Origin of the sequence: Streptococcus sp. KHUD_014, from assembly GCF_051106275.1 — a bacterium.
Lineage (GTDB): Bacteria > Bacillota > Bacilli > Lactobacillales > Streptococcaceae > Streptococcus.
The window spans coordinates 382358-405138 of sequence record NZ_CP193666.1; the positions used below are offsets into that span (position 1 = coordinate 382358).

The 22781-nt window shown below is 41.8% G+C and carries 2 protein-coding genes; both read left to right on the plus strand.

Features of this window, described 5'->3' with window-relative positions; all coding sequences use genetic code 11:
* The first annotated feature begins 46 nt into the window (after window positions 1-46).
* Window positions 47-11728 carry an Ig-like domain-containing protein gene (locus ACORHT_RS01980; RefSeq protein WP_434350422.1) on the plus strand — a complete coding sequence of 3894 codons (11682 nt, stop codon included), beginning with the start codon at window positions 47-49 and terminating at the stop codon, window positions 11726-11728.
* Window positions 11729-12285: 557 nt separating this feature from the next.
* Window positions 12286-22659: an LPXTG cell wall anchor domain-containing protein gene (locus tag ACORHT_RS01985; RefSeq protein ID WP_434350423.1), complete on the plus strand. Its 10374-nt coding sequence runs from the start codon at window positions 12286-12288 to the stop codon at window positions 22657-22659.
* The last annotated feature ends 122 nt before the right edge of the window (window positions 22660-22781 follow it).

Below are 22781 nucleotides of genomic sequence, written 5' to 3' on the forward strand. Positions count from 1 at the left end.
TTGTATGTAACGAACATGCTTTTATTTATAAAAAAGGAGATATGTCATGTATTTTAATCGTAAAAATGCAGCTCAAAAGAATTGGCGTATGATCAAAAAAGGGAAACACTTCCTTTTTGGTTGTTCGCTTGTTTTTGCAGTTGGGGCAACTTTGGTGACTCCAACAGTTAAGGCAGATACAGTAGAAGCTAAGACAGAAGCTAGCTCTACAACAGAGGGGAATAAGCCGGTTGCAGCCGAGGAGGATGTAACTTATGCAGCACCAGCTGTAGAAGTAGCCCCAGCAGCAGTGGCTGAAGAAAAAGTTGATAAAGCAGTTGAAACTACTCAAAATTCTAAAGAAGAACTAGTAGTTGCGACTGAAAAAGCTAAGGAAGCAGATGGAGTTCAGCTCCCTTCCTTGACAGTAGTAGCAGATTCTTCAGCTCTGACAGAGGAAGAAAAGGCAAATATTGTGGAAGCTGTAAAGGGAGTGAATCCTACAGCGACTGATGTTCAAGTTCAAGCGGACGGATCAGTAGTTGTTACTTTTGCAGATGGTTCAAGTGCAAACTTGACAGCAGCTCAAACTGTCAAAGTGGCAGCTCCAGCAGAAACTTCAGCCACTCAACCTAAGTCCAGAAGTCGCCGAGCGGCAGGACAAGATCGATCACAAGATCGCTCTATGGAAGGGAAGGACATTAAGTTCGAATATAAGGGTGGTAAAAAAATTGAGGATGGAGATCCAACTCAGCGAGCTAAGATTGAGTACAGACAGCTGGATGACTATGAAGTTGTCAATGGGAAGACAGTGCCTACAGACCCATCTGGTCAAGGACGTCCGGTATTGGAGTGGACTGTAACCTTTAATGAAGCCAAATATGATAAACCAGGAGCCTTCTGGTACTTCTCGATTCCTAAAAACGTATCTGATCCATATAATGTAGTAACAGAGTATGACGGTGATACTTATGCGACTCGAACTGAATGGAATAATGGTGACGGAAACGCAAATGCAGAAGGTAAGCAGTTTATTGATGATGGTAGTAAGCTTGAGAACCGTGTAAAACTTACTACCGGTGCTGGTGAATATGATAAAGTTCCTGGTTTGAACGGTGTTATGGCTAACTCTAAGAAGCTCTACGTCCTTCAAACAAATATTGGTTCTGGTATTCGCAAGTTCACTGTTCGTTACCGTACAGTGGTTGAAGACCCATCGCAAACGATTTCTTATATTGCTGGTGTTCAAGCTGCCAAAAACCTAAGAATGCATAATTGGTATGCGATCTCAGGTAAATATGATAAGGAACTAGTTAGTGCAGTTGCTACCCCAAATGTGACTCCAAACTTGACAAAAACTTCTGTCAACGTTCCTGTTCAGACAGTAGCTTCAACTTCAAGCACTCTTTCAGGGACAGGGGTTCCAGGTGCGACTATCAAGCTTTATATCGATGGTCAAGAGCAAAATATCGGCAATGTCACTGTAGACAGTAGAGGTAACTGGACTACAGGGGAGCTTCCAACAGCCTTGAACAACAACCAAGGTGATGGTACAACTATTAAACCACGTCAACTAGTACAGGTGAGTCAAACTGTTGACGGAAATGAAAGTAGTCGCCGTACTGTGCCAGTATCTGTCGGTGTGACAACCGTTGAACCTTCAAGCTTGACGACTAACCAAGATGCAGTTGTAGCAGGACAAAAAGAGGTTACTCTTAAGGTTCCTCATGATGCAGGGATCGCCTACATGCGCTATACAAATACTGCTGGAGAGACTGTTGAGATTCCAGTCAAACGTGATAATGCCTCATCTGCATGGACATCACAAAAATCAGATAAGGCAACTGTCAAATCAGTTGAGAACGGTAAGTTCCAAGATACAATCGTCCTTACAATGGCTGACAAGATTGCAGGTACAGAAGTAGCAGCTATTTCAAACGTGGTAGAAGGTGGCTTCTCAAGTGTGGCTGACTGGCAACCACGCTCAGTAGAAAACCAAGCTCCAACTATTGCATCAGCTGTTGAAGGAAACAAAAAAACTGTTGCTCAAGGTGCTCAACTTGACCTTGCATCTCTTGTTACCGTAGCAGATAAAGAAGATGATGCCCAAGCAACCCTAGGTGATAAGGTCCATGCTGAAGTTGTTTCAGTAAATGGTAACGCGGCAACCAAGACAGTTGATACAAATACCCAAGGCACTTACACAGTTAAGTATAAAGCTGTTGATAGCCAAGGTAAAGAGTCAGGTGAGATTGAAGTTACTGTAGTTGTCGAAAACGTAGCACCAACTAAGCCAGTTATCAATACAAACTTGACAGGTAAAGCTAAGACTAAGACTCCGATTGAGGTTACAGCAGATCCAGGAACTACAGTTGAGTTGTTCGACAAAGACAACAACAAGATTGGTGAAGCAACAGCTGATAACAATGGTAAAGCAACCATCACACCAACAGCAGACATTCCAGCAGGTAATGTAACTGCTAAAGCTACTAAAAATGGTAAAACATCAGACGCAAGTAATGCTTCAGTAGCAACCCCTGTTGTCCCAGAAAAAGCACTTGCTCAACCAACCAAAGAAGGTGATAAATCAGTTACAGTAGCTGTCCCAGCATCAAAACCAGACAACATCTATGTGACAATCCAAGGTAAGCCAACAAACCTTCGCCTTCAACCAGATGGTACATATGACTTTATCAAGAATGATGCCAACGCGACAGTTGTTAATAACCCAGATGGAACTATCACTCTTAACTTACCTGAAGGAACAACATTGAAGGCGGGTGATCGCATTGTTACTCGTACACAAAATGATGATCCAAGTAAGAGAGAGGGAGCAGTAGCTTCTCAAGAAGATCAAACATACCCACAATTGAACCAACCAGAGAAGGTTACAGTTGCCAATCCATCTAACTTGACAGATGACGAAAAAGCAGCTGTTAAGGCAGCTGTTAAGAAAGCCAACCCATCAGTTGTAGAATCAGAGTTGGAAGTTGATGGTCAAGGAAATGTAACCTACAAACATAAAGGTGCAGGTGTAAACGTTCCTTCTGAAATCGCAACATTGACTTTGACTGATACTGTTCAGGTTGCGACAACACCAACTAAACCAGTTATCAAGACAGATCTAACAGGTAAAGCTAAGACTAAGACTCCGATTGAGGTTACAGCAGATCCAGGAACTACAGTTGAGTTGTTCGACAAAGACAACAACAAGATTGGTGAAGCCACAGCTGATGAAAATGGTAAAGCAACCATCACACCAACAGCAGACATTCCAGCAGGTAATGTAACTGCTAAAGCTACTAAAAATGGTAAAACATCAGACGCAAGTAATGCTTCAGTAGCAACCCCTGTTGTCCCAGAAAAAGCACTTGCTCAACCAACCAAAGAAGGTGATAAATCAGTTACAGTAGCTGTCCCAGCATCAAAACCAGACAACATCTATGTGACAATCCAAGGTAAGCCAACAAACCTTCGCCTTCAACCAGATGGTACATATGACTTTATCAAGAATGATGCCAACGCGACAGTTGTTAATAACCCAGATGGAACTATCACTCTTAACTTACCTGAAGGAACAACATTGAAGGCGGGTGATCGCATTGTTACTCGTACACAAAATGATGATCCAAGTAAGAGAGAGGGAGCAGTAGCTTCTCAAGAAGATCAAACATACCCACAATTGAACCAACCAGAGAAGGTTACAGTTGCCAATCCATCTAACTTGACAGATGACGAAAAAGCAGCTGTTAAGGCAGCTGTTAAGAAAGCCAACCCATCAGTTGTAGAATCAGAGTTGGAAGTTGATGGTCAAGGAAATGTAACCTACAAACATAAAGGTGCAGGTGTAAACGTTCCTTCTGAAATCGCAACATTGACTTTGACTGATACTGTTCAGGTTGCGACAACACCAACTAAACCAGTTATCAAGACAGATCTAACAGGTAAAGCTAAGACTAAGACTCCGATTGAGGTTACAGCAGATCCAGGAACTACAGTTGAGTTGTTCGACAAAGACAACAACAAGATTGGTGAAGCCACAGCTGATGAAAATGGTAAAGCAACCATCACACCAACAGCAGACATTCCAGCAGGTAATGTAACTGCTAAAGCTACTAAAAATGGTAAAACATCAGACGCAAGTAATGCTTCAGTAGCAACCCCTGTTGTCCCAGAAAAAGCACTTGCTCAACCAACCAAAGAAGGTGATAAATCAGTTACAGTAGCTGTCCCAGCATCAAAACCAGACAACATCTATGTGACAATCCAAGGTAAGCCAACAAACCTTCGCCTTCAACCAGATGGTACATATGACTTTATCAAGAATGATGCCAACGCGACAGTTGTTAATAACCCAGATGGAACTATCACTCTTAACTTACCTGAAGGAACAACATTGAAGGCGGGTGATCGCATTGTTACTCGTACACAAAATGATGATCCAAGTAAGAGAGAGGGAGCAGTAGCTTCTCAAGAAGATCAAACATACCCACAATTGAACCAACCAGAGAAGGTTACAGTTGCCAATCCATCTAACTTGACAGATGACGAAAAAGCAGCTGTTAAGGCAGCTGTTAAGAAAGCCAACCCATCAGTTGTAGAATCAGAGTTGGAAGTTGATGGTCAAGGAAATGTAACCTACAAACATAAAGGTGCAGGTGTAAACGTTCCTTCTGAAATCGCAACATTGACTTTGACTGATACTGTTCAGGTTGCGACAACACCAACTAAACCAGTTATCAAGACAGATCTAACAGGTAAAGCCGGCACTAAGACCCCAGTTGAAGTAACGGCAGAACCAGGATCTACAGTTGAGTTGTTCGACAAAGACGGTAAGAAGATTGGTGAAGGTGTAGCTGATGAAAACGGTAAAGCTACAATCGAACCGAAAGAAGCTCTTCCAGAAGGTGAAGTAACAGCTAAAGCAACAGATAAAGCAGGTAATGTATCAGATCCAAGTGAACCAAAAGTTTCAACTGATACAACAGCGCCAGCAAAACCAGTTGTAGAAACAGACCTAACAGGTAAAGCCGGCACTAAGACCCCAGTTGAAGTAACAGCAGAACCAGGATCTACAGTTGAGTTGTTCGACAAAGACGGTAAGAAGATTGGTGAAGGTGTAGCTGACGAAAACGGTAAAGCTACAATCGAACCGAAAGAAGCTCTTCCAGAAGGTGAAGTAACAGCTAAAGCAACAGATAAAGCAGGTAATGTATCAGATCCAAGTGAACCAAAAGTTTCAACTGATACAACAGCGCCAGCAAAACCAGTTGTAGAAACAGACCTAACAGGTAAAGCCGGCACTAAGACCCCAGTTGAAGTAACGGCAGAACCAGGATCTACAGTTGAGTTGTTCGACAAAGACGGTAAGAAGATTGGTGAAGGTGTAGCTGATGAAAACGGTAAAGCTACAATCGAACCGAAAGAAGCTCTTCCAGAAGGTGAAGTAACAGCTAAAGCAACAGATAAAGCAGGTAATGTATCAGATCCAAGTGAACCAAAAGTTTCAACTGATACAACAGCGCCAGCAAAACCAGTTGTAGAAACAGACCTAACAGGTAAAGCCGGCACTAAGACCCCAGTTGAAGTAACAGCAGAACCAGGATCTACAGTTGAGTTGTTCGACAAAGACGGTAAGAAGATTGGTGAAGGTGTAGCTGACGAAAACGGTAAAGCTACAATCGAACCGAAAGAAGCTCTTCCAGAAGGTGAAGTAACAGCTAAAGCAACAGATAAAGCAGGTAATGTATCAGATCCAAGTGAACCAAAAGTTTCAACTGATACAACAGCGCCAGCAAAACCAGTTGTAGAAACAGACCTAACAGGTAAAGCCGGCACTAAGACCCCAGTTGAAGTAACAGCAGAACCAGGATCTACAGTTGAGTTGTTCGACAAAGACGGTAAGAAGATTGGTGAAGGTGTAGCTGACGAAAACGGTAAAGCTACAATCGAACCGAAAGAAGCTCTTCCAGAAGGTGAAGTAACAGCTAAAGCAACAGATAAAGCAGGTAATGTATCAGATCCAAGTGAACCAAAAGTTTCAACTGATACAACAGCGCCAGCAAAACCAGTTGTAGAAACAGACCTAACAGGTAAAGCCGGCACTAAGACCCCAGTTGAAGTAACGGCAGAACCAGGATCTACAGTTGAGTTGTTCGACAAAGACGGTAAGAAGATTGGTGAAGGTGTAGCTGATGAAAACGGTAAAGCTACAATCGAACCGAAAGAAGCTCTTCCAGAAGGTGAAGTAACAGCTAAAGCAACAGATAAAGCAGGTAATGTATCAGATCCAAGTGAACCAAAAGTTTCAACTGATACAACAGCGCCAGCAAAACCAGTTGTAGAAACAGACCTAACAGGTAAAGCCGGCACTAAGACCCCAGTTGAAGTAACAGCAGAACCAGGATCTACAGTTGAGTTGTTCGACAAAGACGGTAAGAAGATTGGTGAAGGTGTAGCTGACGAAAACGGTAAAGCTACAATCGAACCGAAAGAAGCTCTTCCAGAAGGTGAAGTAACAGCTAAAGCAACAGATAAAGCAGGTAATGTATCAGATCCAAGTGAACCAAAAGTTTCAACTGATACAACAGCGCCAGCAAAACCAGTTGTAGAAACAGACCTAACAGGTAAAGCCGGCACTAAGACCCCAGTTGAAGTAACAGCAGAACCAGGATCTACAGTTGAGTTGTTCGACAAAGACGGTAAGAAGATTGGTGAAGGTGTAGCTGACGAAAACGGTAAAGCTACAATCGAACCGAAAGAAGCTCTTCCAGAAGGTGAAGTAACAGCTAAAGCAACAGATAAAGCAGGTAATGTATCAGATCCAAGTGAACCAAAAGTTTCAACTGATACAACAGCGCCAGCAAAACCAGTTGTAGAAACAGACCTAACAGGTAAAGCCGGCACTAAGACCCCAGTTGAAGTAACAGCAGAACCAGGATCTACAGTTGAGTTGTTCGACAAAGACGGTAAGAAGATTGGTGAAGGTGTAGCTGACGAAAACGGTAAAGCTACAATCGAACCGAAAGAAGCTCTTCCAGAAGGTGAAGTAACAGCTAAAGCAACAGATAAAGCAGGTAATGTATCAGATCCAAGTGAACCAAAAGTTTCAACTGATACAACAGCGCCAGCAAAACCAGTTGTAGAAACAGACCTAACAGGTAAAGCCGGCACTAAGACCCCAGTTGAAGTAACGGCAGAACCAGGATCTACAGTTGAGTTGTTCGACAAAGACGGTAAGAAGATTGGTGAAGGTGTAGCTGACGAAAACGGTAAAGCAACCATCACACCAACAGTAGATATTCCAGCAGGTGGGGTAACAGCGATAGCAACCGACCCATCAGGAAATACATCAGACGCAAGTGACGAAAAAGTTGCGACAGCAACAACACCAGCTAAAGATCCAGAAGCTAAGACACCAGTTAAAGATCCAGCTAACTTAACAGACGCAGAAAAAGCTAAGGTAGCAGAAGAAGTTAAGAAAGCTAACCCAACAGCGAAAGATGTTGAAGTAGGTAAAGATGGCACAACAACTGTAACCTTCCCAGATGGATCAAAAGCAGAAATTCCAGCAGCTAAAACAGTAGAAAAAGCTAAAGATGCAGAAGGAATTAAAGATCCAGAAGCTAAGACACCAGTTAAAGATCCAGCTAACTTAACGGATGCAGAAAAAGCTAAAGTAGCCGACGAAGTTAAGAAAGCTAACCCAACAGCGAAAGATGTTGAAGTGGGTAAAGATGGCACAACAACTGTAACCTTCCCAGATGGATCAAAAGCTGTAATCCCAGCAGATAAGACAGTTAAGAAATCGGATGATAAAGTTGTAACGGATCCAGCCGTAACCCCAGTTACAGATCCAAGCAACTTGACTGATGCCGAAAAAGCTAAAGTAGCCGACGAAGTTAAGAAAGCTAACCCTACAGTAAGCAAGGTAGAAGTTGGTAGCGACGGTACCGCAACTGTAACTTACCCAGATGGCACAACAGCCGTTATCCCAGCAGATAAGACAGTTAAGAAATCAGATGATAAAGTCGTAACGGATCCATCAGTAACTCCAGTTACAGATCCAAGCAACTTGACTGATGCCGAAAAAGCTAAAGTAGCCGACGAAGTTAAGAAAGCTAACCCTACAGTAAGTAAGGTAGAAGTTGGTAACGACGGCACAACAACTGTCACTTACCCAGATGGCACAACAGCTGTTATCCCAGCAGATAAGACAGTTAAGAAATCAGATGATAAAGCTGTTAAGGATCCAGCGGTAACACCAGTTGTAGATCCAAGCAACTTGACTGATGCGGAAAAAGCTAAGGTAGCCGACGAAGTTAAGAAAGATAACCCAACAGCGAAAGATGTTGAAGTTGGTAACGACGGCACAACAACTGTCACTTACCCAGATGGCACAACAGCTGTTATCCCAGCAGATAAGACAGTTAAGAAATCAGATGATAAAGCTGTTAAGGATCCAGCGGTAACACCAGTTGTAGATCCAAGCAACTTGACTGATGCGGAAAAAGCTAAGGTAGCCGACGAAGTTAAGAAAGCTAACCCAACAGCGAAAGATGTTGAAGTAGGTAAAGATGGCACAACAACTGTCACTTACCCAGATGGCACAACAGCTGTAATTCCAGCAGATAAGACAGTTAAGAAATCAGATGATAAAGCTGTTAAGGATCCAGCTGTAACACCAGTTGTAGATCCAAGCAACTTGACTGATGCGGAAAAAGCTAAGGTAGCCGACGAAGTTAAGAAAGCTAACCCAACAGTAACTGACGTTAAGGTTGACAAAGATGGCATAACAACTGTCACTTACCCAGATGGCACAACAGCTGTAATTCCAGCAGATAAGACAGTTAAGAAATCAGCAGATAAAGAGCTTAAGGATCCATCAGTAACTCCGGTTACAGATCCAAGCAACTTGACTGACGCTGAAAAAGGTAAAGTAGCAGAAGAAGTTAAGAAATCCAACCCAACTGTAACAGATGTTAAGGTTGACAAAGATGGTACAACAACTGTCACTTACCCAGATGGCACGACAGCTGTTATCCCAGCAGATAAGACAGTTAAGAAATCAGCAGATAAAGAGCTTAAGGATCCATCGGTAACACCAGTTGTAGATCCAAGCAACTTGACTGATTTAGAGAAAGCTAAGGTAGCAGAAGAAGTTAAGAAAGCTAACCCAACCTTAACAGATGTAACGGTAGGTAATGACGGTACAGCTACAGTCACTTACCCAGATGGCACAACAGCCGTTATCCCAGCAGATAAGACAGTTAAGAAATCAGCAGATAAAGAGCTTAAGGATCCAACAGTCACACCAGTAACAGATCCAAGCAACTTGACTGATACCGAAAAAGCTAAGGTAGCCGACGAAGTTAAGAAATCAAATCCAACTGTAACAGATGTAACAGTAGGTAATGACGGTACAGCTACAGTCACTTACCCAGATGGCACAACAGCTGTTATCCCAGCGGATAAGACAGTTAAGAAATCAGCAGATAAAGACGTTAAGGACCCAGCTGTAACGCCAGTTGTAGATCCAAGCAACTTGACTGATGCCGAAAAAGCTAAGGTAGCCGACGAAGTTAAGAAATCAAATCCAACTGTAACAGATGTAACAGTAGGTAATGACGGTACAGCAACAATTACTTACCCAGATGGTAAGACAACTGTTATCCCAGCCGATAAGACAGTTAAGAAATCATCTGATAAAGTTATTAAAGATCCAGTGGTAACTCCAGTTGCAGATCCAAGCAACTTGACTGATGCGGAAAAAGCTAAGGTAGCCGACGAAGTTAAGAAAGCTAACCCAACAGTAACTGACGTTAAGGTTGACGAAGATGGAACAACAACTGTCACTTACCCAGATGGCACAACAGCTGTAATCCCAGCAGATAAGACAGTTAAGAAATCAGATGATAAAGTTGTTAAGGATCCATCAGTAACCCCAGTAACAGATCCAAGCAACTTGACTGATGCGGAAAAAGGTAAGGTAGCAGAAGAAGTTAAGAAATCAAACCCAACTGTAACGGATGTTAAGGTTGACGAAGATGGAACAACAACTGTAACTTACCCAGATGGCACAACAGCCGTTATTCCAGCAGATAAGACAATTAAGAAATCAGATGATAAAGCTGTTAAGGATCCATCAGTAACCCCAGTAACAGATCCAAGCAACTTGACTGATGCTGAAAAAGGTAAAGTGGCAGAAGAAGTTAAGAAATCAAACCCTACAGTAAGTAAGGTAGAAGTTGGCAACGACGGAACAACAACTGTAACTTACCCAGATGGCACAACAGCCGTTATTCCAGCAGATAAGACAGTTAAGAAATCAGCTGATAAAGATGTTAAAGATCCATCAGTAACTCCGGTTACAGATCCAAGCAACTTGACTGACGCCGAAAAAGGTAAAGTGGCAGAGGAAGTTAAGAAATCAAACCCAACCGTAACTGACGTTAAGGTTGACAAAGATGGCACAACAACTGTAACTTACCCAGATGGCACAACAGCTGTAATTCCAGCCGATAAGACAGTTAAGAAATCAGCTGATAAAGCTGTTAAGGATCCATCAGTAACCCCGGTTACAGATCCAAGCAACTTGACTGACGCCGAAAAAGCTAAAGTGGCAGAGGAAGTTAAGAAATCAAACCCAACCGTAACTGACGTTAAGGTTGACAAAGATGGCACAACAACTGTAACTTACCCAGATGGCACAACAGCAGTTATCCCAGCCGATAAGACAGTTAAGAAATCAGCTGATAAAGCTGTTAAGGATCCATCAGTAACCCCAGTTACAGATCCAAGCAACTTGACTGATGCGGAAAAAGCTAAAGTGGCCGACGAAGTTAAGAAATCAAACCCTACAGTAAGTAAGGTAGAAGTTGGCAACGACGGAACAACAACTGTAACCTACCCAGATGGCACAACAGCCGTTATTCCAGCAGATAAGACAGTTAAGAAATCAGCTGATAAAGCTGTTAAGGATCCATCAGTAACCCCAGTAACAGATCCAAGCAACTTGACTGATGCCGAAAAAGCTAAGGTAGCAGAAGAAGTTAAGAAAGCTAATCCAACTGTAACGGATGTTAAGGTTGAGAAAGATGGTACAACAACTGTAACCTACCCAGATGGTACGACAGCTGTTATCCCAGCAGATAAGACAGTTAAGAAATCAGCTGATAAAGTAGTCACAAATCCAACAGTAACTCCTGTTGTAGATCCAAGCAACTTGACTGATGCCGAAAAAGCTAAGGTAGCCGACAAAGTTAAGAAAGCTAATCCAACAGCAAGCAAGGTAGAAGTAGGAAATGATGGCACAGCAACAGTAACCTTCCCAGATGGTTCAGTAGTAGTCTTGACCCCAGCGAAGACAGTGAAATCAGCTGATTCAAATGGCGTTAAGAACCCATCAGTAACCCCAGTTACAGATCCAAGTAACTTGACTGATGCAGAAAAAGCTAAGGTAGCCGACGAAGTTAAGAAAGCTAACCCAACTGCAACAGATATCAAGGTTAACAATGACGGATCAGTAGTTGTAACCTTTGCAGATGGATCAGTAGCAGTAATTGCAAGTGAGAAAGCTGTTAAGGAAGCAACTAAAGAGTCAGCTGCTAACCAATCAGCTAAGAAAGCTGGAGCGAAAGAATTACCAAACACTGGTACAGAACAATCTAACGCTTCACTTGGCTTAGCACTTCTTGCAGCAGTGACAGGAGGATTCCTTATCTCTAAAAAACGTAAGGAAGAAGAGTAAACCATTACTCTGATACAGCAAACCTGAGAATTTTGATTCTGTGAATTTGCTAGAAAAGAGTCTGAGACAAAAATAGTTCTCAGCAACAAAAAAAGCTAGAGATTCCCAATTGTGGAACTCTAGCTTTTTAAATTTGAGTCGCTTTCTTATTGTATTTTAGGAGATTATTGTCCAAGAGTACTAAACCCATCTCAAATTACATATCTTGTAACTCAAACAGGCCTTTATATGCCCAAAGACTTTTTGTATAGAAAAGTAGGCAATCAAAAGTTGCTAGTACTTTATGGTAATAGGCATCATAGAAAGATATGAATAATTTCCTAAAACAAGTGTGCGATTCTATTAAGAAAATAAACAAATACCTCGGTGAAATTCATTTTTTAGATACTGTTCAGTCATGATATGCCAAAAAATCAAATAGTAAAAAGATAGTAAACAATAAATTATTTTGTGAATGCTTTTACCTATAATTCTTTGACAAAGTTAAATACATGTTTTATAATGAAAGCGTATGTAGTATATATAATACTAACAAACTACACAAAAGGAGATATGTCATGTATTTTAATCGTAAAAATGCAGAACAAAAGAATTGGCGTATGATCAAAAAAGGAAAACATTTCCTTTTCGGTTGTTCGCTTGTTTTTGCGGTTGGGGCTGCTTTAGTAGCACCATCAGTCAAAGCAGATACGGTAGAAGCTAAGCCAGATACTAGCTCTACAACAGAGGGGGTTAAGCCAGTTGTATCTGAAGAAAACCCAACTTATGCAGCGCCAGCTGTAGAAGTAGCTCCAGCAACTGCTGAAGAAAAAGCTGAAAAACCAGTTGAAACTACTCAAAATTCTAAAGAAGAAGCAGTAGTTGCGACTGAAAAAGCTAAGGAAGCAGACAGCATCCAAGCTCCAGAAGTGACTGTTGTATACGATCCATCAGCACTTACTGATGAAGAAAAAGCAAAAGTTGTAGCAGCTGTTAAGGCAGCAAATCCTACAGCGACTGATGTTCAAGTCCAAGCAGACGGATCAGTAGTTGTAACTTTTGCAGATGGCTCAAGTGCAAACTTATCAGCAGCTCAAACTATCAAGGATGGTTCTTTAGTAGCTAAACCACGTACTAATCGTGCAGCGAGAGCAACAGCACCACGAGCATCAGAAGGTGCTGAAAACCTTGACTATAGCAATAAAGAAGATGTCGAAGGCTATGTTAAAATTAGCTACGAAGTAGACAAGGCTAATAATGTTATCCATTGGACAGTTCTTGATAACCCAGGCCGTAAAGGAAATTCAGCCAGTGGTTATGTCTACTTTACAATTCCGAAAGGTTCAGTAGGTGAACCAACAAACTGGAAAGTTGTCCAAACAGATAAAAACGGAAAAGTAGTTAATAGTCGTGATTACTGGAAAGATAATGATGGATCTTACTTGATGGGTCAGAAAGGTCGCATGAATACCTATACTGGCGCTGAAATGACGAAACGCTTGACTCAACTTTATAAAGATACAAAAAATCCAGCAATTAAGGGCAATGAAGCTGCAGTTGCAGCTCAAACCGCAGAACGTTCACAAGCTTTGTATACGATGACTGCTGATAATAATGCGATTCGTAATGTTATGTGGACTATTACCTATGACACACCAATCTTGGATAACTCTAAGCCACTTGACTATGTTGCAGGTATGCAAGGAACAGGGCTTGTTGGTGGAAGAACAAACATCATGACTGGTTTCACAGATAACTACATCGATAATGCAAGTTCAAAATTCCAAGCAGTTGCAGTTAAAGAAAAGTACACTGCCAAAGTTGGTGGAAGTTTTGCTGCAGATCCAGCTACTTATGTAACTAACAAGGCTGGCACTCCAGAATTCCCAAATAACTACCGTGGTGCAACAAGCTTCAAATGGAAAGACGGTCAAGCACCAACTGCTACAGAAGCAGGTACTTACACTAAAACAGTAGTGGTTACTTACCCAGCTCACTACAAACAAGCTCCACAAGAAGTTACGATTACATTTGAAGTTGAAGGGGAAACGCCAAAACCAGTTACCCCAGCTAAACCAGTTGTGAACACAGATCTAACAGGTAAAGCAGGTACTAAGACATCAGTTGAAGTCACAGCTGATCCAGGAACTACAGTTGAGTTGTTCGATAAAGACAACAACAAGATTGGTGAAGCAACAGCTGATAACAATGGTAAAGCAACAATCACACCAAAAGTTGACATTCCAGCAGGTAATGTAACAGCTAAAGCTACTAAAGATGGTCAAACATCAGTAGCAAGTGATCCAGTTACAGCTACAACTCCAGCAGCTCCAGTAGTAGCACCAACAGTAGAGATCCCATACTCTAATAAAGATGCTAAAGAAGTTTATGTATATGCTGGAGAAGAAAACTCATTCGATATCAAATTCAAAGATGATAGCGGAAAAATTGCAAGTGCCACTGTAAACGCTGGAGGAAACCAAGCATTTAAACCAGTTGAAGGTGAAGAAAATACCATCAATACTCAATATGGTTTTAAAGCAAATGTTATCTCTGCTGAAACCCCAGCAACAGCGGATGCACCAGCAGTTATTACTTATAGAGGTACTCCAGCAGCAACAGATGGTTTGAAACCAGAAGACTTAGAAGCAGCGACTAAAGGCGAAAATCCAAAAGGTATGGTTCTAGGCTGGCGTTATGCAACTGCAACGGATACAGATGGTGCGAAAATTGAGAATAAAGCTGTAGGTAGCTCAAACGCAACTGACCCAGGTTCATTCCGTGTCATTCTTAAGCCGCAAAATCAAAAATATGACATTGCAACTCCGACTGAAAAAGTTACTGTAGCAGATCCAGCTAACGTGACCGAGGCTGAGCTAGCTAAAATCAAAGAAAAAGTCCAACTTGAGTACTCTCAAAACAACGATGATGCGAACTTAGCAGACAAAAAAGGGACAACAGCTGATAAAACTAATAAGATTCAATCAGTCACAAAAGATGCGGATGGAAATCTTGTAGTAACTTATACAGATGGTTCTATAGATAAAAAACCATTGTCAGAATTTGTAAACGTAGCTCCAACAGTTGAGCTTCCGTACTCAAATCAGGCTAAGAAAGAAATCTATGTTTATACAGGTGAAAACACTGATTTAACATTCAAAGCATCAGACAACACGGCTGTTAAAGATATGTATGTACGTGGTCCTGGTGGTATTGGAAAAGATAATACGGCAGATTACGGTTTCACAACTGGGAAAATCGAGAATTCAGCAGTCACTCATGGTGATGGTACTGTATCAGGTGCTACAGCTACTATTAAGATGACAGGTGTTACAACACTTACAGCTCCAAACCATTGGACAAGTTTTGTTGTTGCTAAAGATAATAATGATGCAGAATCAACTACTGATTTTAGAGCATTAGATCAAAACCCTAATGCAACTCAGACTCCAGGATATGTTCACTTCATCGTTAAATCTCAAACAGATAAGTACGATATTGCAACTCCAGCTCCAGCTGATAAAGTTGAAGTAGCAGATCCAACGAAAGTAACAGACGCTGAGTTAGATAAAATCAAAGAAAAACTTCAACTTGAGTACAACAAGAAAAATGACGATGCGAATATCGCAAAAGATACTCCAGTTGATAAAAATGGTAAGATTCAATCAGTCACAAAAGATGGAAACAATCTTGTAGTAACCTATACAGATGGTTCTAAAGATACAAAACCATTGACAGAATTTGTAACTAAAAAACCAACAACACCAACTCAACCAGAAATCACAACAGACCTTACAGGTAAAGCCGGCACTAAGACACCAGTTGAAGTGACAGCAGAACCAGGTACTAAGGTTGAATTGTTCGACAAAGATGGTAACAAGATTGGTGAAGCTACAGCAGGAGCAGATGGTAAAGCTAAAATCACACCAACTGTAGATATTCCAGAAGGTAATGTGACAGCTAAAGCTACAAAAGATGGTCAAACATCAGAAGCAAGCGCACCAAAAGAAGCTACAGCAGCAACTCCAACAACACCAACTCAACCAGAAATTACAACAGACCTTACAGGTAAAGCCGGCACTAAGACACCAGTTGAAGTGACAGCAGAACCAGGTACTAAGGTTGAATTGTTCGACAAAGATGGTAACAAGATTGGTGAAGCTACAGCAGGAGCAGATGGTAAAGCTAAAATCACACCAACTGTAGATATTCCAGAAGGTAATGTGACAGCTAAAGCTACAAAAGATGGTCAAACATCAGAAGCAAGCGCACCAAAAGAAGCTACAGCAGCAACTCCAACAACACCAACTCAACCAGAAATCACAACAGACCTTACAGGTAAAGCCGGCACTAAGACACCAGTTGAAGTGACAGCAGAACCAGGTACTAAGGTTGAATTGTTCGACAAAGATGGTAACAAGATTGGTGAAGCTACAGCAGGAGCAGATGGTAAAGCTAAAATCACCCCAACTGTAGATATTCCAGCAGGTAATGTGACAGCTAAAGCTACAAAAGATGGTCAAACATCAGATGCAAGCGCACCAAAAGAAGCTACAGCAGCAACTCCAACAACCCCAACTCAACCAGAAATCACAACAGACCTTACAGGTAAAGCCGGCACTAAGACACCAGTTGAAGTGACAGCAGAACCAGGTACTAAGGTTGAATTGTTCGACAAAGATGGTAACAAGATTGGTGAAGCTACAGCAGGAGCAGATGGTAAAGCTAAAATCACCCCAACTGTAGATATTCCAGAAGGTAATGTGACAGCTAAAGCTACAAAAGATGGTCAAACATCAGATGCAAGCGCACCAAAAGAAGCTACAGCAGCAACTCCAACAACACCAACTCAACCAGAAATTACAACAGACCTTACAGGTAAAGCCGGCACTAAGACACCAGTTGAAGTGACAGCAGAACCAGGTACTAAGGTTGAATTGTTCGACAAAGATGGTAACAAGATTGGTGAAGCTACAGCAGGAGCAGATGGTAAAGCTAAAATCACCCCAACTGTAGATATTCCAGCAGGTAATGTGACAGCTAAAGCTACAAAAGATGGTCAAACATCAGATGCAAGCGCACCAAAAGAAGCTACAGCAGCAACTCCAACAACCCCAACTCAACCAGAAATTACAACAGACCTAACAGGAAAAGCCGGTACTAAGACACCAGTTGAAGTGACAGCAGAACCAGGATCTAAGGTTGAAATGTACGATAAAGACGGTAACAAGATTGGTGAAGGTACAGCTGATGAAAATGGTAAAGCTACAATCACCCCAACAGTCGATATTCCTGAAGGTAATGTTACAGTTGTAGCAACCAAGGATGGTCAAACACCAGAAGCAAGTGATCCAGTTCCAGCAACAGCTGCTAAAGATCCAGCAACACCAGCAACACCAAGAAAGCCAGTTGTAGATACAGACCTCACAGGCAAAGCAGGTACTAAGACTCCAGTTGAAGTAACAGCAGAACCAGGCACTAAGGTAGAATTGTTCGACAAAGATGGTAACAAGATTGGTGAAGCAGCAACAGGAGCAAATGGTAAAGCAATCATCACACCAACTGTAGATATTCCAGCAGGTAATGTGACTGCCAAAGCTACGAAAGATGGTCAAACATCAGAAGCAAGCGCACCAAAAGTAGCTACAGCAGCAACTCCAACAACCCCAACTCAACCAGAAATTACAACAGACCTTACAGGTAAAGCCGGCACTAAGACACCAGTTGAAGTGACAGCAGAACCAGGATCTAAGGTTGAAATGTACGATAAAGACGGCAACAAGATTGGTGAAGCAACAGCTGATGAGAATGGTAAAGCTAAAATCACCCCAACAGTCGACATTCCAGAAGGTAATGTGACAGTTGTAGCAACCAAGGATGGTCAAACACCAGAAGCAAGTGATCCAGTTCCAGCAACAACTGCTAAGGATCCAGCAACACCAGCTAAAGATGCAGAAGGAGTTAAAGATCCAGAAGTTAAGACACCAGTTAAAGATCCAGCTAACTTAACAGATGCAGAAAAAGCTAAAGTAGCAGAAGAAGTTAAGAAAGCTAACCCAACAGCGAAAGATGTTGAAGTAGGTAAAGATGGCACAACAACTGTAACCTTCCCAGATGGATCAAAAGCAGAAATTCCAGCAGCTAAAACAGTAGAAAAAGCTAAAGATGCAGAAGGAGTCAAAGATCCAGAAGTTAAGACACCAGTTAAAGATCCGGCTAACTTAACAGATGCAGAAAAAGCTAAAGTAGCAGAAGAAGTTAAGAAAGCTAACCCAACAGCGAAAGATGTTGAAGTAGGTAAAGATGGAACAACAACTGTAACCTTCCCAGATGGATCAAAAGCAGAAATTCCAGCAGCTAAAACAGTAGAAAAAGCTAAAGATGCAGAAGAAGTTAAAGATCCAGAAGCTAAGACACCAGTTAAAGATCCAGCTAACTTAACAGATGCAGAAAAAGCTAAAGTAGCAGAAGAAGTTAAGAAAGCTAACCCAACAGCGAAAGATGTTGAAGTAGGTAAAGATGGCACAACAACTGTAACCTTCCCAGATGGTACAACAGCGGTTATCCCAGCCGATAAGACAGTTAAGAAATCAGATGATAAAGTCGTTAAAGATCCATCAGTAACTCCGGTTACAGATCCAAGCAACTTGACTGACGCTGAGAAAGCTAAAGTAGCAGAAGAAGTTAAGAAAGCTAACCCAACAGCGAAAGATGTTGAAGTAGGCAAAGATGGCACAACAACTGTAACCTTCCCAGATGGCACAACAGCGGTTATCCCAGCCGATAAGACAGTTAAGAAATCAGATGATAAAGCTGTTAAGGATCCATCAGTAACCCCAGTTACAGATCCAAGCAACTTGACTGACGCTGAGAAAGCTAAAGTAGCAGAAGAAGTTAAGAAAGCTAACCCAACAGCGAAAGATGTTGAAGTAGGCAAAGATGGCACAACAACTGTAACCTTCCCAGATGGTACAACAGCGGTTATCCCAGCCGATAAGACAGTTAAGAAATCAGATGATAAAGCTGTTAAGGATCCATCAGTAACCCCAGTTACAGATCCAAGCAACTTGACTGACGCTGAGAAAGCTAAAGTAGCAGAAGAAGTTAAGAAAGCTAACCCAACAGCGAAAGATGTTGAAGTAGGCAAAGATGGCACAACAACTGTAACCTTCCCAGATGGTACAACAGCGGTTATCCCAGCCGATAAGACAGTTAAGAAATCAGATGATAAAGCTGTTAAGGATCCATCAGTAACTCCGGTTACAGATCCAAGCAACTTGACTGACGCTGAGAAAGCTAAAGTAGCAGAAGAAGTTAAGAAAGCTAACCCAACAGCGAAAGATGTTGAAGTAGGCAAAGATGGCACAACAACTGTGACCTTCCCAGATGGCACAACAGCGGTTATCCCAGCCGATAAGACAGTTAAGAAATCAGATGATAAAGTCGTTAAAGATCCATCAGTAACCCCAGTTACAGATCCAAGCAACTTGACTGACGCTGAGAAAGCTAAAGTAGCAGAAGAAGTTAAGAAAGCTAACCCAACAGCGAAAGATGTTGAAGTAGGTAAAGATGGCACAACAACTGTAACCTTCCCAGATGGTACAACAGCGGTTATCCCAGCCGATAAGACAGTTAAGAAATCAGATGATAAAGCTGTTAAGGATCCATCAGTAACCCCAGTTACAGATCCAAGCAACTTGACTGACGCTGAGAAAGCTAAAGTAGCAGAAGAAGTTAAGAAAGCTAACCCAACAGCGAAAGATGTTGAAGTAGGCAAAGATGGCACAACAACTGTAACCTTCCCAGATGGTACAACAGCGGTTATCCCAGCCGATAAGACAGTTAAGAAATCAGATGATAAAGCTGTTAAGGATCCATCAGTAACTCCGGTTACAGATCCAAGCAACTTGACTGACGCTGAGAAAGCTAAAGTAGCAGAAGAAGTTAAGAAAGCAAATCCAACTGTAACAGATGTAACAGTAGGTAATGATGGTACAGCTACAGTTACTTACCCAGATGGCACAACAGCTGTTATCCCAGCAGATAAGACAGTTAAGGAATCAGCAGATAAGGAACTTAAGGTCCCAGCTGTAACCCCAGTTACAGATCCAAGTAACTTGACTGATGCCGAAAAAGCTAAGGTAGTAGAAGAAGTTAAGAAAGCTAACCCAACAGTAACTGACGTTAAGGTTGACAAAGATGGTACAACAACTGTAACTTACCCAGATGGAACAACAGCCGTTATTCCAGCAGATAAGACAGTTAAGGAATCAGCAGATAAGGAACTTAATGATCCAGCTGTAACCCCAGTTACAGATCCAAGCAACTTGACTGATGTAGAGAAATCTAAGGTAGCTGACGAAGTTAAGAAAGCTAATCCAACCGTAACAGATGTAACGATAGGTAATGACGGTACAACCACAGTCACTTATCCAGATGGAACAACAGCGGTTATCCCAGCCGATAAGACAGTTAAGAAATCAGATGATAATAGTACTAAGGATCCAGCCGTAACGCCAGTTGTAGATCCAAGCAACTTGACTGATGCGGAAAAAGCTAAGGTAACCGACGAAGTTAAGAAAGCTAATCCAACTGTAACAGATGTAACAGTAGGTAATGACGGTACAGCAACTATTACTTACCCAGATGGCACAACAGCCGTAATCCCAGCCGATAAGACAGTTAAGAAATCAGCTGATAAAGTTATTAAAGATCCAGTGGTAACTCCAGTTGTAAATCAAAGTAATTTAACTGAGGCGGAGAAAGTTAAAGTGACTGATGAAGTTAAGAAAGCTAATCCAACCGTAACAGATGTAGCAGTCGGCACCGACGGTACAGCCACAGTCACTTATCCAGACGGAACAACAGCCGTTATCCCATCAGATAAGACAGTTAAGGAATTAGCAGATAAAGAAATTAAGGATCCATCAGTAACTCCGGTTACAGATCCAAGCAACTTGACTGATGCAGATAAAGCTAAGGTAGCTGACGAAGTTAAGAAAGCTAACCCAACAGCGAAAGATGTTGAAGTAGGTACCGACGGTACAGCTACAGTCACTTACCCAGATGGCACAACAGCCGTTATCCCAGCAGATAAGACAGTTAAGAAATCATCTGATAAAGAGGTTAAAGATCCATCAGTAACCCCAGTAACAGATCCAAGCAACTTGACTGATGCAGAAAAAGGCAAAGTAGCAGAGGAAGTTAAGAAATCCAACCCAACTGTAACAGATGTTAAGGTTGAGAAAGATGGCACAACAACTGTCACTTACCCAGATGGCACAACAGCCGTTATTCCAGCAGATAAGACAGTTAAGAAATCATCTGATAAAGAGGTTAAAGATCCATCAGTAACCCCAGTAACAGATCCAAGCAACTTGACTGATGCTGAAAAAGGCAAAGTAGCAGAGGAAGTTAAGAAATCAAACCCAACTGTAACAGACGTTAAGGTTGAGAAAGATGGTACAACAACTGTAACCTACCCAGATGGCACGACAGCTGTTATCCCAGCAGATAAGACAGTTAAGAAATCAGCTGATAAAGCTGTTAAGGATCCATCAGTAACCCCAGTAACAGATCCAAGCAACTTGACTGATGCTGAAAAAGGTAAAGTAGCAGAAGAAGTTAAGAAAGCTAACCCAACCGTAACTGACGTTAAGGTTGACAAAGATGGCACAACAACTGTAACTTACCCAGATGGCACAACAGCCGTTATTCCAGCCGATAAGACAGTTAAGAAATCAGCTGATAAAGATGTTAAAGATCCATCAGTAACTCCGGTTACAGATCCAAGCAACTTGACTGATGCTGAAAAAGGTAAAGTAGCAGAAGAAGTTAAGAAATCAAACCCTACAGTAAGTAAGGTAGAAGTTGGCAACGACGGTACAACAACTGTAACTTACCCAGATGGCACAACAGCTGTAATTCCAGCCGATAAGACAGTTAAGAAATCAGCTGATAAAGCTGTTAAGGATCCATCAGTAACCCCAGTAACAGATCCAAGCAACTTGACTGATGCAGAAAAAGCTAAAGTGGCCGACGAAGTTAAGAAATCAAACCCTACAGTAAGTAAGGTAGAAGTTGGCAACGACGGTACAACAACTGTAACTTACCCAGATGGCACGACAGCTGTTATCCCATCAGATAAGACAGTTAAGAAATCATCTGATAAAACTGTTAAGGATCCATCAGTAACCCCAGTAACAGATCCAAGCAACTTGACTGATGCAGAAAAAGGTAAGGTAGCAGAAGAAGTTAAGAAAGCTAATCCAACTGTAACGGATGTTAAGGTTGAGAAAGATGGTACAACAACTGTAACCTACCCAGATGGTACGACAGCTGTTATCCCAGCAGATAAGACAGTTAAGAAATCAGCTGATAAAGTAGTCACAAATCCAACAGTAACTCCTGTTGTAGATCCAAGTAACTTGACTGATGCCGAAAAAGCTAAGGTAGCCGACAAAGTTAAGAAAGCTAATCCAACAGCAAGCAAGGTAGAAGTAGGAAATGATGGCACAGCAACAGTAACCTTCCCAGATGGTTCAGTAGTAGTCTTGACCCCAGCGAAGACAGTGAAATCAGCTGATTCAAATGGCGTTAAGAACCCATCAGTAACCCCAGTTACAGATCCAAGTAACTTGACTGATGCAGAAAAAGCTAAGGTAGCCGACGAAGTTAAGAAAGCTAACCCAACAGCAACAGATATCAAGGTTAACAATGACGGATCAGTAGTTGTAACCTTTGCAGATGGATCAGTAGCAGTAATTGCAAGTGAGAAAGCTGTTAAGGAAGCAACTAAAGAGTCAGCTGCTAACCAATCAGCTAAGAAAGCTGGAGCGAAAGAATTGCCAAATACTGGTACAGAGCAATCTAACGCTTCACTTGGCTTAGCACTTCTTGCAGCAGCGACAGGTGGACTTCTCTTCGCTAAAAAACGCAAGGAAGAAGAGTAATTTATCATTACTCTGATAAAGCATACTTGAGAATCTTGATTCTATGAGTTTGCTAGAAAAACCGTAAGAAGAAATTCTTACGGTTTTTTTGATGAATAATATTAGGAGAATGGTGGAATGTC